The 15,155-nt window shown below is 69.6% G+C and carries 10 protein-coding genes and 2 pseudogenes; 6 read left to right on the forward strand and 6 right to left on the reverse strand.

Annotated features, from left to right (window positions below):
* The 4 genes from CHF15_RS45530 to CHF15_RS35075 all read right to left on the reverse strand — a co-directional run.
* The coding region (locus CHF15_RS45530) for a hypothetical protein (RefSeq protein WP_220093362.1) at positions 1 to 180 on the reverse strand (180 nt) is incomplete at its 3' end.
* Between the two features lie 223 nt (positions 181 to 403).
* Positions 404 to 1,186 (reverse strand): hypothetical protein, encoded by a 783-nt coding sequence (locus CHF15_RS35065; protein ID WP_089227961.1) that lies wholly within the window; start codon positions 1,184 to 1,186, stop codon positions 404 to 406.
* Between the two features lie 154 nt (positions 1,187 to 1,340).
* On the reverse strand, positions 1,341 to 2,603 hold the full coding sequence (locus CHF15_RS35070) for a hypothetical protein (protein ID WP_089227962.1): 1,263 nt from the start codon (positions 2,601 to 2,603) through the stop codon (positions 1,341 to 1,343).
* A complete protein-coding gene (locus CHF15_RS35075; protein ID WP_089227963.1) occupies positions 2,596 to 4,137 on the reverse strand; it encodes an alkaline phosphatase D family protein in 1,542 nt (513 codons plus the stop codon). Before CHF15_RS35075 ends, CHF15_RS35070 begins: the two co-directional genes overlap by 8 nt.
* Before the next feature lie 1,218 nt (positions 4,138 to 5,355).
* Between CHF15_RS35075 and CHF15_RS35080 the strand changes: the two genes are divergently transcribed.
* The 5 genes from CHF15_RS35080 to CHF15_RS35100 all read left to right on the forward strand — a co-directional run bounded on the left by CHF15_RS35080 (position 5,356) and on the right by CHF15_RS35100 (position 13,315).
* Complete coding sequence (locus CHF15_RS35080; protein ID WP_143681711.1) at positions 5,356 to 6,309, forward strand: hypothetical protein; 954 nt, start codon at positions 5,356 to 5,358, stop codon at positions 6,307 to 6,309.
* A gap of 94 nt (positions 6,310 to 6,403) precedes the next feature.
* Complete coding sequence (locus CHF15_RS35085; protein ID WP_089227965.1) at positions 6,404 to 7,372, forward strand: sugar phosphate isomerase/epimerase family protein; 969 nt, start codon at positions 6,404 to 6,406, stop codon at positions 7,370 to 7,372.
* Between the two features lie 140 nt (positions 7,373 to 7,512).
* Positions 7,513 to 10,818, forward strand: a complete 3,306-nt coding sequence (locus tag CHF15_RS35090) for a PQQ-dependent sugar dehydrogenase (protein ID WP_089227966.1) — start codon at positions 7,513 to 7,515, stop codon at positions 10,816 to 10,818.
* Positions 10,819 to 11,099: 281 nt separating this feature from the next.
* Positions 11,100 to 12,266 carry an ROK family transcriptional regulator gene (locus CHF15_RS35095; protein ID WP_089227967.1) on the forward strand — a complete coding sequence of 389 codons (1,167 nt, stop codon included), beginning with the start codon at positions 11,100 to 11,102 and terminating at the stop codon, positions 12,264 to 12,266.
* Between the two features lie 401 nt (positions 12,267 to 12,667).
* The gene (locus CHF15_RS35100) at positions 12,668 to 13,315 is read left to right on the forward strand and encodes a hypothetical protein (RefSeq protein WP_089227968.1); all 648 of its coding nucleotides are present in this window, start codon (positions 12,668 to 12,670) and stop codon (positions 13,313 to 13,315) included.
* 27 nt (positions 13,316 to 13,342) lie between these two features.
* On the opposite strand, the pseudogene CHF15_RS35105 reads toward CHF15_RS35100, so the two are convergent.
* Positions 13,343 to 13,603, reverse strand: a pseudogene (locus tag CHF15_RS35105) (transposase); the annotation flags it as partial.
* A gap of 169 nt (positions 13,604 to 13,772) precedes the next feature.
* Here CHF15_RS35105 and CHF15_RS46820 point away from each other — a divergent pair.
* Positions 13,773 to 13,928: pseudogene (locus CHF15_RS46820) on the forward strand (IS5/IS1182 family transposase); the annotation flags it as partial.
* On the opposite strand, the gene CHF15_RS35110 reads toward CHF15_RS46820, so the two are convergent.
* Positions 13,928 to 15,031, reverse strand: coding sequence for a Gfo/Idh/MocA family protein (locus CHF15_RS35110; protein ID WP_089227970.1), 1,104 nt, complete (start codon positions 15,029 to 15,031; stop codon positions 13,928 to 13,930). The pseudogene CHF15_RS46820 and the gene CHF15_RS35110 overlap by 1 nt on opposite strands.
* Between the last annotated feature and the right edge of the window lie 124 nt (positions 15,032 to 15,155).

A 15,155-nucleotide genomic window follows, 5' to 3' on the forward strand; every position in this document is an offset into this window, starting at 1 on the left:
GCGTTCAGGAGCCGATTCCTCCCGGGGCTGAAACCCCAAGCTTCCTCGGCAGAACACGGTGAAATAGATGCCCTCAGGGTCACGGCCCAGAGCTTCGCGCCCAATGCTGAGACGCAGCTCGACGATCCCTGCCCGGTCGGGAGTAGCCCGGTCATCGGCCATGTCGAACAGGAACGGCAAGCTCAATGCGGTGCACGGGTCGACGGCTCCTTGGTCATGGGCCTCCGCACAGACTCCGCAAACGCCTCGGTCCGTACCGCGGGGTCCGGAGAGAGCATGTTCTGGAGATGGCCCGGGACTCCACATACCTGACCGGGCAGGTGGCCGGTCGTCCAGTCGACACCATGTGTATGGATCATGGACGACAGTCTCCAAGGGACCACTGACATCCACGGCGCCGGCTTCAGCCGACCGAAGCGTTCGGTGTCGCCTTGCGTGCTTCGGTGAGGGCTCGCTGCCTGAGGTTTCCGCCGAACAACTGAATCGTGGTGGCGGCCAGGATGTCGTCCCTGCCGATCGTCCGCCCGTCCCCGCTGCCGGTTGACAGGTCCCGGTGGGAGTCGTTGAGGAACGGGGGTGGGGCCGGTTGGCCCGACATCACTGGGGTGACAGTACCGAAACGTTTGGCCCCGCGCTCGCGAACGACCATGGCCGCATCCCGGGCGAGGTCCGTCAGGAACACGCTCGCGATGCCGTCAAGGTCGCGGACCATCGCCGGGACAGCCGTCGCCCTCTGGCTCCGCAGCAGCTTCTTGACCCCGGCCTCGAACCTGTGGGCGCCGACCACTGCACTCGGCTTGCGCGACCTGCTGCGCTTACGAGAAGACACGATGACGCCCTCGGCGTCGTACAGGACACCGGTCAGGCCTCGAAACGTCGGGCTGTGGTCGTACCATCTGGTCCCCACCTCGAGCTCGACGTTCCGGTCGATCGCCGAGAGAAGGTCCCGGGGAATCAGCTTCTTCCGGGCCTCCGCCGCCGCCGCTCTCCTCGCGCAGTCGATGATCTCCGTCAGCACTGTCCTCGTCACCGACGCGGCGGCCCACGCGGCCGACCTGGAGACATGCATCGGGGTGGCGTCTCTGAAGACCGCTTTGACGAGCGATGGCTTGAACGGCGAGACATCCGTCATCGAGGCGGTCTCGAGTCCGCTGCGCTCAAGGCGACGTGCGGGCAGTGTGGTCATCGGAAGGAACGCTCCTTGCTCTCGGACTCTCGGAGTTGTCAGAGGCCCACACTTCACCACGCGGTGATCCGACAACGGTGCCGGAGGACCGTATTCCTACGCGGTCCTCCGGCACCGACTGCCGGATCACCCCACCCGGGTCGCCCGGTGGACGTCACCAGTCCGAGTTGGTCGCCCCCAGACTCAGCAGGACCTGGTCGAAGGTGTTCCCGTCGTTGTCATCCGTGTACGCCATGGAGAGTGTGCCGAACGGGGAGGAAGCCAGCGAAAGCTGCTCCTGCCGACCGGTCGTGACCTGGCTGACGGACTGGGCCGGCAACCGGCCGGCGAAGGTGCCGTCGGGGTTGAGGCCCCGGGCCCAGACCGCTGGATCGGTGCCGGCGACGCTCCAGCCGACCACGGCGTCGCGCTGGTCGTCGATGCCAACGGTGGGGTTGCCCGCTCCGGCTCCGCTGGAGACCTCGACCTCGGCCGAGCCGGCGGTGCCGGTCGCGGTGAACGATCGGGCCCAGACGCCACGGGTCCCGGTGTGATCGGATTCCCAGGCCACGGCGAAGTCGCCGTTGAAGTCGGCGGCCACGGCCGGGCGCTGCTGCTGCCCGTCGGCGAGGCTGTTGGCGCTGCGGCGGCTGAGTGTGACCGCGCCGTTCGCCTTGGCCAGCTTCACCAGGCCGATCTGGTAGGCGCCGTTGTTGTCGGTGTCCTCGTCCCAGACGACGACGGCGTCGCCCGAGGCGGAGGTCGCGACGTCGGGGTTGTGGTGCGCGCCGCCGGCCGCGTTGACCGTGACCTCGTAGGCTTTGGTCGTGGTCCCGGTGAACCCGGCTGCCTTCACCGTCGCCGCCGCTGTGCCCTGGATGTCCTCCCACACCACGGAGAACGCGACCGCCGTGGTGCTGTTGGGCGCGCCGTCCGGATCGACCGCGACGCGCGGATGGATCTGCTGGCCGTCGGCGCTCGCGTTGGCCTGGCCGGAGCCGAGGAGCGTCCCGGCCGGGGACAGGACGCGGTAGGTGATGTTGTAGAACCCGTTGCCGTCCGGGTCCTCCGCCCACACGACGACGGCGTTGCCCCGGTCGTCGAGTCCCACGTCGGGTTGGAGATGCCGCCAGGTCACGCCGGCGGTGCCGCCGGCCGAGAGCTTCTTCTCGTAGGCCGAGACGCCGTTGCGGTACATCCGGACCCACACGTCGCTGTGCGCGTTGTCGCCCGGGTTGGTGGAGTCGCGGTCGTCCTCCCACACCGCCGCGACGTCGCCGAGGCGGTTGGCCGCGATCGAGGCGGTGTCCTGGTCACCGGCGGAGTCGCTGTTCGCGGTCGTCCAGGACGAGGGACCTGCCGCCGAGGCCGGGGCGGTCATGGCGAGGGCGGCGAGCAGGCCGGCGACGGCTGCGCCGAGTACGGAGAGCTTACGCATCGGCCAACCCCGGGGTTCCGTCGTGGATGACAAAGGTACGGGCGGTGGTCGCCGGCGCGCCGTGTTCGGTCACGGTCGCCACCGACCGGAAGTCGGCTGTGAGCTGCGAGGGCGTGATGTGCGTGCGGACGTAGCCGCGCCGGTTGGAGTAGAAGCGCAGGTGCGGGTTGAGCGATCCGTTGGGGATCGCCGTGGTGGCGCTTCCGTTGCCGGTGCTGGTGATGGAGGTGCAGACGAGCTCGGAGCCGATCGTCGCCGACGACGGATTGGCGTAGTCGGCCTTGAGGTCGTTGCCCCACGAGGCGTGCACGTCACCGGTGAGGACGACCGGGTTGCGTACGCCGCGGTCGATGATGCCCTTCTGGATCCGGGCCCGGCTGCCCCGGTAGCCGTCCCAGGCATCCATGTTCATTGCGCCGGCCGAGTTCACGTTGCGGGCGAAGAAGACCTGCTGGCCTATGAGGTCCCAGGTGCTCAGGTGCTGGCCGAGTCCGTCGAGCAGCCATGCCTCCTGAGCCGCGCCGGTGATCGAGCGGGCCGGCAGATCGGCGTCGGCGCAGACCTTCATCCCGTCGCCGCAGGCCTGGTCGTCGCGGAACTGGCGGGTGTCGAGCATGTGGAATGTGGCGAGGGTGCCCCAGCGGACCCGGCGGTAGAGCTGGATGCTGTTGCCGGAGGGGGTCGCGGCGGCCCGCAGTGGCATGTTCTCGAAGTAGGCCTGGTATGCGGCGGTGCGACGCGCGGTCCACTGGGCGGCCGTCAGCGCGGGGCTGCTGTCGGCGCGGACCGTGTTGGCGTAGTTGTTCTCCACCTCGTGGTCGTCGGGCACGACCAGCCACGGCGCGATCGCGTGCGCGGCCTGCAGGTCGGGGTCGCTGCGGTAGAGCGCGTAGCGGCGGCGGTAGTCGGCCAGCGACACGATCTCGCTGCCGAGGTGCTGGCGCACGGCGCCGGCGGTGGCGCCGCCCTCGTAGATGTAGTCGCCCAGGTGCAGGATCAGGTCGGGGCGGTCGTCGGCCATGCGTCGGTAGGCGGTGTAGTAGCCCTGCTCGTAGTGGGCGCACGAGGCGAAGGCCATCGTGAAGTCTCGCCCGACCGTGTTCGGAGCCGGCGCGGTGCGGGTCCTGCCCACCGGGGAGATGAATCCCTGGGCCCGGAACCGGTAGTAGTACTCCGAGTCCGGGGCGAGTCCACCGGCCAGCACGTGGACCGCGTGGGCCTGTGCGTAGCGGGCGGTGAACGTGCCGGAGCTGACGAGGGTCGTGAAGTTCTGGTTGGTCGATACCTGCCAGTCGACGGTGACGTCGGCGTTGGGCATGCCGCCCTGACCGTCCGCGTTGGTCGGTGTGGGAGCCAGACGCGTCCAGAGGACCACGCTGTTGTCGTCCGGTTCGCCGGAGGCGACACCGAGCGTGAAGGGGAAGGGGACGGAGGCGGCGGCCGACGGCTGTGCCGTCGCCCCGAGTTGGAGCGCTGCGACGCTCGCGGTGGTGAGCCCGCCTAGGATGAAGATGCGGCGACTGAGGTTGCTCATGGCGGCAGATGCTCGCGGCCGCAGGTGAACTTCCCGCCCTGCGATGGGGACGGCCAAATGACATGACCACACCGCGAGTTGGTGGGTCTTTATACGGCTATCTCGGGTGCTGGAGCTGGACCTCGGCCGCTGATCAGCCGTTGCGGTTCAGCCGCGCTGTTCACATCCTCGGCGCCCGTTAACCGCCCGTCCAATGACGGCCCTGACACGCAACCCGTCCTTCATCTGCTGACATGCTTCGACGAACGAGCAGCACGTCCTGACGGGCGTCATGTCGCTCGCCGGGGAGCCCGGCAGGTCCCCGAGGGTCGATGTGGACCTGCCCGGGCAGGACGTGGTCCCGTCCGCGACCGGATACCGGTACGAGGCCGGCGACCCGCCGGCCGTGGTGCCCCGACCGCGGAATGGAACCAGAACCAAGGAGCTGTGCGAGTGTCTCGTTGCACGCCTCGCACTGCGGGCCGTGGACGAGGTCCTGGCCGTCACCCCACCCCACCCCCCGCACGGAAGCCACAGGCCGCGACGACAGGTGCCTCGCCGGGTCCGGTCGCACCCTAGGGAGGCCGCGGGGCGCGGAGCGGCTACGTCGTGGCGGCCCGCGACCAGGTCGGACCACCCCGGAACGCCGGCATCGGCGAAGGGGGAGGCTTGGTGCCGACTGCGGTGGGCGCGCGGTCCGGCCCGCACACCGGGCAGACCGAGAGTTGCCGTGGTGGCGACGGAGCCACGGGCGCCGATCATCGACAATCCGGCCGACATCAGCGCTCCTGTCAGGGATGACGATGGTGCGTGGAACCGCTGAGTGGGTGGCGCACCGTCACGAGCGTGCGGCAGAGCGTCACCCCTGTCAAGGCGCTATCCAACATTCCGTGGAATCAATTCGCGTAGAGCGGCGATCTTTTGACGGTTCGCCAAAAAGATTTTGATGACTCGGTCCAAAGTTCTGGACACCACTGGGGACCAGGATTAGCGTTCCAGCCGATCGACACGATGTTGCGTCGATGTAACGCCAGTACGGCCTTGCAACCCACCCGCCCCGCATGCCGGGGCCGTATGTGACGCGTCCTCACCGCCGACGAGAAGCCGACCTCCCACCCGCCGCGAGCGGCGGCTTTCCCTCGTCACAGATGTCCCGCACTCCGCAGCACCCCGCCCTGGCGGGGGTTCCAGGCCGCGGCATGTCGCCGCGGCCGTAACCGCAGCTGAAGGGAAAGCCCCATGAAGATCCGTTCATACCTTGTTGCAGCCTCGTTGGTCGCGGCCTCGGGCGGGCTGGTCACGATTGCGGCTCCCGCGCAGGCGGCGCTCACGACCACCTGTGTGGGAGAAGGCGGGGCCGTCACCGTGAGCGGCGCCCTCGTGGTGCCGGCCGGCGCGTCCTGCACGCTGACCGGTACGAAGGTCAAGGGCACGGTGACGATCGAGGCCGGCGCCGACCTCGTGGCGAAGGGCGTCACCTTCAGCAGCACCGTCGCCGTCGGGAACAACGCCTACCTGGACATCACCGACAGCAGCGTCAAGGGCGCGGTGACCCAGCAGGGAGCCTTCGGCGCGCACGTGCAGAACACCACGGCGAGCGGCGGCATTTCGGCCGTCGACGGCTTCCTGTACAGCGTCGACGCCACGGTCAAGGGAGACATCAGATCCTCCTCGGGCGAGCTGTACATCTCCGGCACCACCGTCTCCGGCGCGGTCTCCGGCGACGCGAACCTCTACACCGACGTATACGACAGCACGATCACCAAGACGCTCACCGTGAGCGCCAACACGCTCGGCGGTGTCCTGTGCGCCAGCGAGGTCGAGGGCGACACGGCGTACAAGAACAACTCCGACACCCTCCAGCTCGGCGGCGACGGCCCGCTCAGTTCCTGCGCGCAGGCCACCTACCTCGGCGGCGACCTCGCGGTCACCGGCAACAACGCGAACGCGGTCCTGGACAACACCATCGTCCGCGGCAAGCTCACCGCCAGCGACAACAGCCCCACACTCCAGGTGGGCCCACTGGCCCGCGTTCGCGGCGGCATCGCCGCGACCACCACCGCCCCCTCGGCGTCGCTCGCCCGGGCCGCCAAGGCGGCCCCGCAGGACCGCGGCGACGACCTCGCCTCGAAGGTGGCGGAGCGTACCGCGCAGGCGGAGGCCGAAGCGGCCGCCGCGGGCACCGGGCTGTGATCCCAGCCCGTCCACGGGCGAGAAGCGTTCCGCACCGTCACCACCGCACATCTCACACCCCACTCTTCTTCGCCGCATCCACCAAGGAGTGACCGTGGGCCACCTGGACAAATCCTTCGACCGCAGAGACTTCCTGCGGGCCACCGCCGGCGCCACCGTGGCGGTCGCCGCCGCCTCCGTCGTCGGCGCCGCGACGGCTCCGTCCGCCTCCGCCGCGCCCAGCATCCTGTCCATCCCGAAGGACCGCATCTCCCTGCAGCTCTACAGCGTCCGCGACAAGGTCTCCTCGCTCGGCTTCCGGGTCGTCCTGGAGGAGATGGCACGCATCGGCTACAAGGAGGTCGAGTTCGCGGGCTACACCCAGAACACCTCGATCCTCGGCCGGCAGATCACGCTCCAGGAGATCCGGCAGCTGCTCGACGACAACGGCCTGAAGGCGATCGGCAGCCACGTCGGCATCGGGGACTTCCGCTCCAACCTCCAGGCCCAGCTGGACGCGGCGCAGATCCTGGGCATGCCGCACGTCGGCACCGCCAACGCACCGACGAACTCCAACACGGTCTCGGGCTACCTCGCCGCCGCGGACGAGTTCAACGCCTGGGGGCAGGCGGCCGCCGCCCGCGGTCTGAAGCTGTACCAGCACAACCACGCAGGCGAGTTCGCCTTCGCCACCGACCAGCCGTCGGTCCGGCTGTACGACGTCTTCCTGCGCAACACCGACCCGCGCTACGTCTATCTGGAGCTGGACGTGTACTGGGCCTACGTGGGCCAGCACCGCTGGCCGGGCTTCGACCCCGCGGCCTACGTGCGCAACCAGCCCTACCGTTACCCCCTGTTCCACATGAAGGACGGCGCCGCCAACTCGAGTGCGGACGGTTACTCCATCGTCGAGTTCGGCGCCGGCGTCCTGCCGTACCAGCAGTTCATCCGGGACATCGGAGCCCGCGGCAGCCACGTCGGCATCTGGGAGCAGGACACCGCCCCCAACACCCAGCCCAACCCGCCGGGTTCGTTCGGCGCCGCGCAGCGCAGCTTCACGGCCCTCAAGGGGCTGCTGGCCTGATCGCAGGCACCCCACCGGGCCCGGCCCGCCGTTTGCGTACCGCTGCCACGGCGCAACCGGCGGGCCGGCCCGGCTGCGCACCTCCTGACCGGCACAGACCAAGGAGAGGCATCACTGTGTACCGTACCCTGAGAGGCCTCATGGCCGGGGTGCTCCTCGCATCGCTGCCCATGCTGAGCGGTCTCGCGTTGGCACCGGCCGCGCAGGCGCGCCCGGACGACGCGCTCGCCGCGCACGCGAGCGCGGCCGCGGACCCCGCCGTGGACTGGTCGAACTACGAGAAGGCCACGCTCAGCAAGGACACCGGCGAGCCGATCGACCTCGCCGTGCTGCCCGATCTGCGCGTCCTGCACACCGCCCGCAACGGCGATCTGCGGATGACCGACCCCGGCACCGGAATCACCAAGGTCGTCAACCACCTCGACGTCTACCAGAACTCAGAGATGGGTCTGCAGACCGTCACCCTCGACCCGGACTTCGCCACGAACCACTGGGTCTACCTCTACTACTCGCCGCCGCTGAGCACTCCCGCCGGCGCGGCCCCCGAGCGGCTGCCGGCCGGGCAGACCGACGCGTACTGGAAGCAGTGGGAGGGCTATGACACCCTCACCCGCTTCAAGTGGACGGGAGACAAGCTCGACCTGTCCACCGCCCAGGAGATCATCCGCGTCACCACCAACCGCGGTCAGTGCTGCCACGTCGCCGGCGACGTCGACTTCGACGCGCAGGGCAACCTCTACCTGTCCACCGGCGGCAACACGCCCGCGTCCGGGCCCAATGTGAACGGCTACACCCCGATCAACGACGCGGCCACCTACAACCCCGGCCTCGACGAGCGCCGCGGCTCCGGCAACACCAACGACCTGCGCGGCAAGATCCTGCGCATCCACGTCCAGGAGGACGGGACCTACACGATCCCGCCGGGCAACCTGTTCCCCGTCGGCACGGCCAAGACCCGTCCCGAGATCTTCGTGATGGGCCTGCGCAACCCATACCGGATGACGGTGGACAAGGCCACGGGCGCCGTGATGTGGGGCGACTACGGCCCCGACGCCGGCAACGCCGACCCCAACCGCGGACCGATGGGCTACGTCGAGTGGGACACCACCACCACAGCCATGAACAGCGGCTGGCCGTTCTGCACCGGTGACAACACCCGCCCCTACCGGGACTTCGACTTCGCCACCCTCACCCCCGGCCCCGCCTTCGACTGCGCCACCCCGGTCAACGACTCCCGCTGGAACACCGGCCTCACCGAGCTGCCCCCGTCCAGGGCGGCCACCTTGTGGTACGGCGACCGCGACACCGACCAGCCCTGGCCGGAACTGACCGCCTTCCGCGGTCCCGGCGGCCCCGGCGGCCAGGCCCCGATGGGCGGCCCCATCTACCACTACGACGCGTCGAATCCCGCCCCTGGCAAGTTCCCCGCCTACTGGGACGGCAAGGCCTTCTTCGGGGAGTTCTCCCAGGACTACGTCGCCGCCCTGACCCTGGCAGGACCGGAAGGACCGGTCACCAAGCTGGAGAACGTCCTGCCCAACAGCCAGCGTTCCGGGAACGGCATCCCGCCGTGGGACAACCCGATGGACCTGGAGTTCGGCCCCGACGGCGCGCTCTACGTCCTCGACTACGGCGACGGCTTCTTCCGGCAGAACCCCGACGCGGGCCTCTACCGGATCGACTACGCGGAGGGCAACAAGGCCCCCACCGCGGTGATCAGCGCCAGCCCCTCCTCGGGCCAGGCGCCGCTCACCGTCTCCTTCAGCGCCACCGGCTCCAGCGACCCGGAAGGCTCCGCCCTCACCTACCAATGGGACCTCGACGGCAACGGCACGTTCGAGACCACCGGTCCCACGGCCACCCGCACCTATCCCGACAACGGCCAGCTCCAGGCCCGGCTCAAGGTCACCGACCCCGAGGGCAAGACCGGCCTGACCAGCAAGCAGATCACCGTGGGCAACACCGCTCCGACGGTGGCGTTCACCTCCCCGCCCAACGGCGGCTTCTTCACCTGGGGCGACGTGGTGCCGTACGCCACCCGGATCGACGACCCGGAGGACGGCAGCAACGTCGACTGCACCAAGGCCGCCTGGACCCTCGGCCTCGGCCACAACCAGCACGGCCACCCGGTGACCAGCGGAACCGGCTGCTCGGGGGCGATCACCACCCCGGCGGACGCGGGCCACGGTGACACGGAGAACGTCTTCGGCGTCCTCGGTCTCACCTACACCGACCGGGGCGCCGGCACGGTGCCCCCCGCGACCAGCGACGCCCAGGTCGTCCTCAACCCCGCCCTCATGCAGGGCGAACACTACGACTCGTCCCAGGGCGTCGTGATCACCGATGACGCCACCGCCTCCGGACAACGCAAGCTGACCGCCTTCGACGCCGGCGACTGGATCGGCTACGACCCGGTGTCCTTCGCCGGCATCACCGGCGTGCAGACCCGTGCCACCGGCGCCGGAACCCTGTCGCTGCGCTGGGGCACACCCAGGTCCGACCCGTTCGCCACGATCACGGTCCCGGCGGGCGACGGCTGGCAGACGATCACCACGGCGCTGAGTGAGGCTCCCACCGGCACCGGGCAGCTCTACGTCACGTCCTCCGGCGGCGTCGATGTGGACTCCTTCACCTTCCAGGGGTCCGGCATCGCCGACAGGACCCCGCCGACGGTGACGGCCACCCTCAACCCGGCGCAGCCCAACGGCAGCAACGGCTGGTACACCGGCAATGTGTCGCTGACCGTCAGCGCCACCGACAACGGGGCAGTCAGGAGCCGGGAGTACTCGCTCAACGGCGGAACGACCTGGCTGAGCGCGAACAGCACGGTCACCCTCTCCACGGAGGGGATGAGCTCCATCCGGTACCGGGCGACGGACACGGCCAACAACGTCTCCGCCGTGGGCACCATCGCCGTCCGGATCGACAAGACCGGACCCGCGGTGACGGTCGCCGGTGTCACGGCCGACACGGCCTACGGTGACTCCCAGCGCCCGACGCCGGTGGTCACGGTCACGGACGCCGTCTCCGGAGGCCCGACCGCGACCGCGACGCTGGACGGTAGTCCCGTCACCCCGGGGCAGCCACTGCTGCTGTGGCGGTTGCCGCTGGGCGGTCACGACCTGGTGGTCACAGGTCGTGACGCGGCGGGCAACACCACCACTCGCACGGTGCACTTCACCACCAGCACCTCCTTCGACGAGCTGGACACTCTGATCACCCAGCTGCGTGCGGAGAACCGGCTGACCGAGCAGGGCCGGCAGCGGCTGACGGTCCGGCTCGACCAGGCCCGGGCACACGCCGACGCAGGGCGCATCAACCAGGCGGCCGCGGTCCTGGACCAGGTCGCGCAACTGGCCGCGGACACCAAGCTGGTGACCGACGCGACCGCGCGGACCGCCCTTGCCCGCGATGCCCTCGCCGTGAAGGGAGGTCTGGCCGACTGACGTGAGGGGTGCTGCCCGGCCGTCACGGGGCCGGGCAGCATCCTGCCCATGGCTCCAGGGCTCTCCAGTGGCCGCCGGGGGACGGCGGCCGACCGCCCTGGAGCCGTCCGCATGCCCGGCAGTCCCGAGCTGCGATGCCCGTCGGGCCGCTTCCCGGCACACCGGCGCTTTTATCGTTTCGGATTTAACTTTCGACGATTCACGTGAAAGCCATTGACGCCTATTAAGTAACGCCCCTAACGTTTTGTCACACATTCGGCCGATACCCAGGAAGTGAGCCCGTGAGCATCCAGTACCGCGTGCTGAGCCTGTTGCGCGACCTCGGACCGCTGTCGCGCGCGCAGCTGTCCGACGAGCTGGAAGTGGCGAGGCCGAGGCTACTGGCTGAACTCGAGGCACTGATCGCCGCCGGGAAGGTACTCGAGGCAGGGCGGGCCACCTCTCGCGGCGGCCGCCCTTCCACTCTCGTCCAGCTCGATCCCGACATCCGCTTCGCGGCGGTGGACCTCGGGGCCAGTTCGATCGACATCGAGATCACCGACGGAGGGCTGAACCCGATCGCCTCCTACGCCGAGGCCGCCGATATCCGCAAAGGTCCGCGTGCGGTCCTGGACAGGGTCAACGAACTCCTGAACACCATGGCGAACCAGGCCGGGTGCACGCGATTCAACTCCATAGGCATCGGACTGCCGGGGCCGGTCAGCTTCAAGGAGGGAATCTCGGTCTCCCCGCCGATCATGCCGGGCTGGGACCGCTTCCCCGTCCGGAACACCCTCACCCGCGCGCACGGCTGCCCGGTCGTGGTGGACAACGACGTCAACGTGATGGCCCTCGGCGAACGGTACGCAGGGGTCGCCAAGGCCGTCGACAATCTGCTGTTCGTCAAGATCGGCAGTGGCATAGGCTGCGGTGTCCAGGTCCACGGCCAGATCTACCGCGGGTCGGAGGGATCCGCGGGCGACATCGGCCACATACAGGTCGAGCCTGAGGGACCGGCCTGCTCATGCGGCAGGACCGGCTGCCTGGAGGCCTTCTTCGGCGGTGTGGCCCTGGCCCGCGACGCCACCGCCGCCGCCCGCTCGGGACAGTCACCGGCGCTGGCCGAACGCCTCGCCGCGGAGGGCGCCCTCACCGCGGTGGACGTGGGAGAGTGCGCAGCCGGCGGGGACGTCACGTGCGTCAACCTGATCCGGGACGGCGGCCACCGCGTGGGGCAGGTCCTGGCCACTCTGGTCAGCTTCATCAACCCGTCGATGATCGTGATCGGCGGCGGCGTCTCCGGGCTCGGCCATCTGCTGCTCGCCGAGATCCGCAGCGTCGTCTACAAGGGCTCGCTGCCGCTCGCCACCGGAAACCTGCAGATCGTGCTGTCGGAACTCGGCCCGCGCGCCGGAGTGGCCGGAGCGGCACTGCTGGCCAGCGAACTCGACTTCGGGAACCATCTCTGACGAACAGGGCGAGTGCGTCCGCGCCGCCACCCTCTGCCGAGCCCCCGATGCTCCCGTGCGCAAGCGGCTCCGTCCCATGCTGTGCATCGTGGGCTGGCACGTCAGCGGGAAGGCGACGGGCACAGCCCCGTACCGTCACTCAAACTCCCGGCACGTGCCCTGCAGGGTGAGCCCTCCAGGAACCTCTACTGAGTTTGTGGGCGTGGCGTCGTCGGCGTGAGTCCGGTCTCGATGAGGCAGCCGCCGATGATGTCGCTGCGGTGCTGGATCTTTCGGAGTGCTGGACCACGGCGGATCACCGAACACGGCACGCACGACCAACTGCTCGCCCTCGACGGCAGGTATGCGGCCCTGGTGCGCATCGTGACAACGAACTCGCCCTTACGGCATGATCGTTTCCCATGGGACCACTCGACGGTGCGGACCTGCCGGGCTACCGGCAGGTCGCCGAGCACGCCTGGACCGACGACCACGGCGATGTGATCAGCCTGCACTTCTTCGACCTGCCTCCGGACATACCGGCGCCCCTGGAGGAGCCGGACCGGCTGCGGCAGGCACTCGCCCGCTTCACGGCCGACGCGGGCGGCGGTCTCATCGAGGCCGACGTCGTCCGGGTCGCCGGACTGCCGGCGCTGCGCCAGGTACTCAAAGTGCCGCTGCCGGACCAGCCGAGAGGCCAGGCGTTCCTGGGCACTTACACCCTGCCGCGCGCGACCTGCAGCGCGGTGGTCAAGGTGCAGGCTTTCGAAGACGGCGTCACAGGGATGCGCGAGACCATGGTGCTCGCCGAACTCGGACCCGAGCAGTACTTCCTGGAGCATCCCTACGCGCCCGGGCTGCGCGGCGGGCTCCCCTTCCACCGCGCCGACGCCCAAGAGTACGACGCGCGCTTCCCCGGCCACCCGCTCACCCGGGTACGGACGGCGCTCGCCCACCTCGCCGGGACCCTGGGCGCCGAACCCGGCTTCGCGGAGCTCCCGCCGTTCACCGGGCCCGCCCGCCGCGGATTCCTGGGACGGATGACCAAGCGCACACGCCGGGACCGGTGATCCGCCGCGCAGAGCCGGGGGTCGCCGCTACTGAGGTTGTAGGCGTGGCGTCGTTGGGGTGAGTCCGGCTTCGGTGAGGCATCCGTCGATGAGGTCGCTGCGGTACTGGATCTTGCGGAGACTGCGGCGGAGTGCGCGGATGAGGTGATCGGGGTCAGCAAAAGCGGTGTTGGCCTGGCAACTGCGTCTCAGCAGTGACCAGATCCCCACAACCGGGTTCAGGTCGGATGCGTAGGGCGGCAGGTAGTGGGCGGTGAGCCAGTCCTGACTCTCGATGAAGGCGCGCATCCGGGGAGGGCGTACCTTCCGGAATGACGCCTGGGGCGAGTCCTGAAGACAAGCAAGACCGGTGCGTGCCACCGAGGGCCGTGTCCGGTGCCTCGGGACCTGAGCCTTGGCCGGCTCGTCGAACGCCCCGGGGCTTACGCAGCCTGATCCACAGGTCTTGACTATTGCTCACTTGATCACCGATGCCGCCGGCATCCCGGTCGCTGTCACCTTGACTGGCGGCAACCGCAACGACGTGACCCGGCTCGTTCCACGAGCTCGGGTCCTGTGGACGTCGTCGATGGCGGCCGGACTGAGGCATCGGCCAGTGCGCCGCCAGCGGGATCAGCGGGCCGCCCACGCCTCCACCGCGGTCGTCACCGGCGCCCCCGTAAGCACGGACTCATCGATGGCCAACGCCAGCAGATGGTCCTGGCACCCCTCGGCCAGCGGATACGGTTCCGGGCCGGCGTCCCGGACCCATGCGCCGGTGCGGCACAGCAGGTCCACCACGGCGAGGTCGTCCTCGGACAGGCTCGCGCCCAGATATTCGTTGCGCCACACAATCCGTCCGTCGAACGAGATGTGGTGCACCTCCGCCCCTTCGAGGTTGAGGTCGGTGCCGGTGCGGCGACGCACCAGCGGGGACTCCACCGGCGTGCGCGGATCGGCCATCCGCACCACCGTGTCGTCCACGATCTCGCCGAGCGAGCCGCGCACCACAATCCGGCGGGCGCGCAGCGGATTCCACCACTGGTTGTCCGTGAAGTCGTACAGGCCCGTGCGGGCCCCGCCGAAGTCCAGGAGAGCGAGGGTGGTGACGGCGTCCTTGGGCGTGAGGTCGTCCGACCAGCCGCCGGGGGACAGCGGATCGGCGAGCGGGGCGGTGAAGGCCCGAGCCGTCACCGTCACGGGCCCGCAACCGACCCCCAGCGTGTGCCGGATCAGCGACATCGCGTGATACATGTGGGTCGAGGACACCTGGACGGACGTCACCTCGCCGATCAGCCCCTCTTGTACGAGGGCGATACGAGCGGCGTGGCCGGGCATCAGTGTGTACTGCTCCGCGACCTGGACGAGTCCTCCGCCCCCGGCGCGCGTCGCGCCTCCCACGGCATCCCACAAATTCCGAAGCCCGGTCACGTCGGGCGCCGGCGGTGTCTCCGCGAGGACCGGCACCTCGTGCTCGACGAGTTCCCGCACGACCTGGGGCGTAACCTCCCACGGCACCGACGGGATCACGAACTCCGGTTCACTGCCGCATAGTTCACCGACCGTCCGGAAGGCGGGCACCCCCCACTCCGCCTCCACCTGCGCGGCTCGTTCGGCCGAGCGCGTCACCACGCCGACCACCGCGAGCCGTTCGGGCAGCGCCCTCGCCAGCCGGGCGAAGAACTCGGCCCGCCAGCCACTGCCCACGATGCCGAACCGTATGGGTGCTGCGCTCACGTGTCCGCTCCTTCCCGCGTCCGGGGCGCGAGTCTAACCCGGCGACGTGTACCGCGCGCCGCTGTGACCGCGCGCCTGCCCGCGGGAGACGGATGCACGGTCCCGGCACCGTTCAGGGAAGGCC

The sequence above is a fragment of the Actinacidiphila glaucinigra genome (assembly GCF_900188405.1).
Classification (GTDB): Bacteria; Actinomycetota; Actinomycetes; order Streptomycetales; family Streptomycetaceae; genus Actinacidiphila; species Actinacidiphila glaucinigra.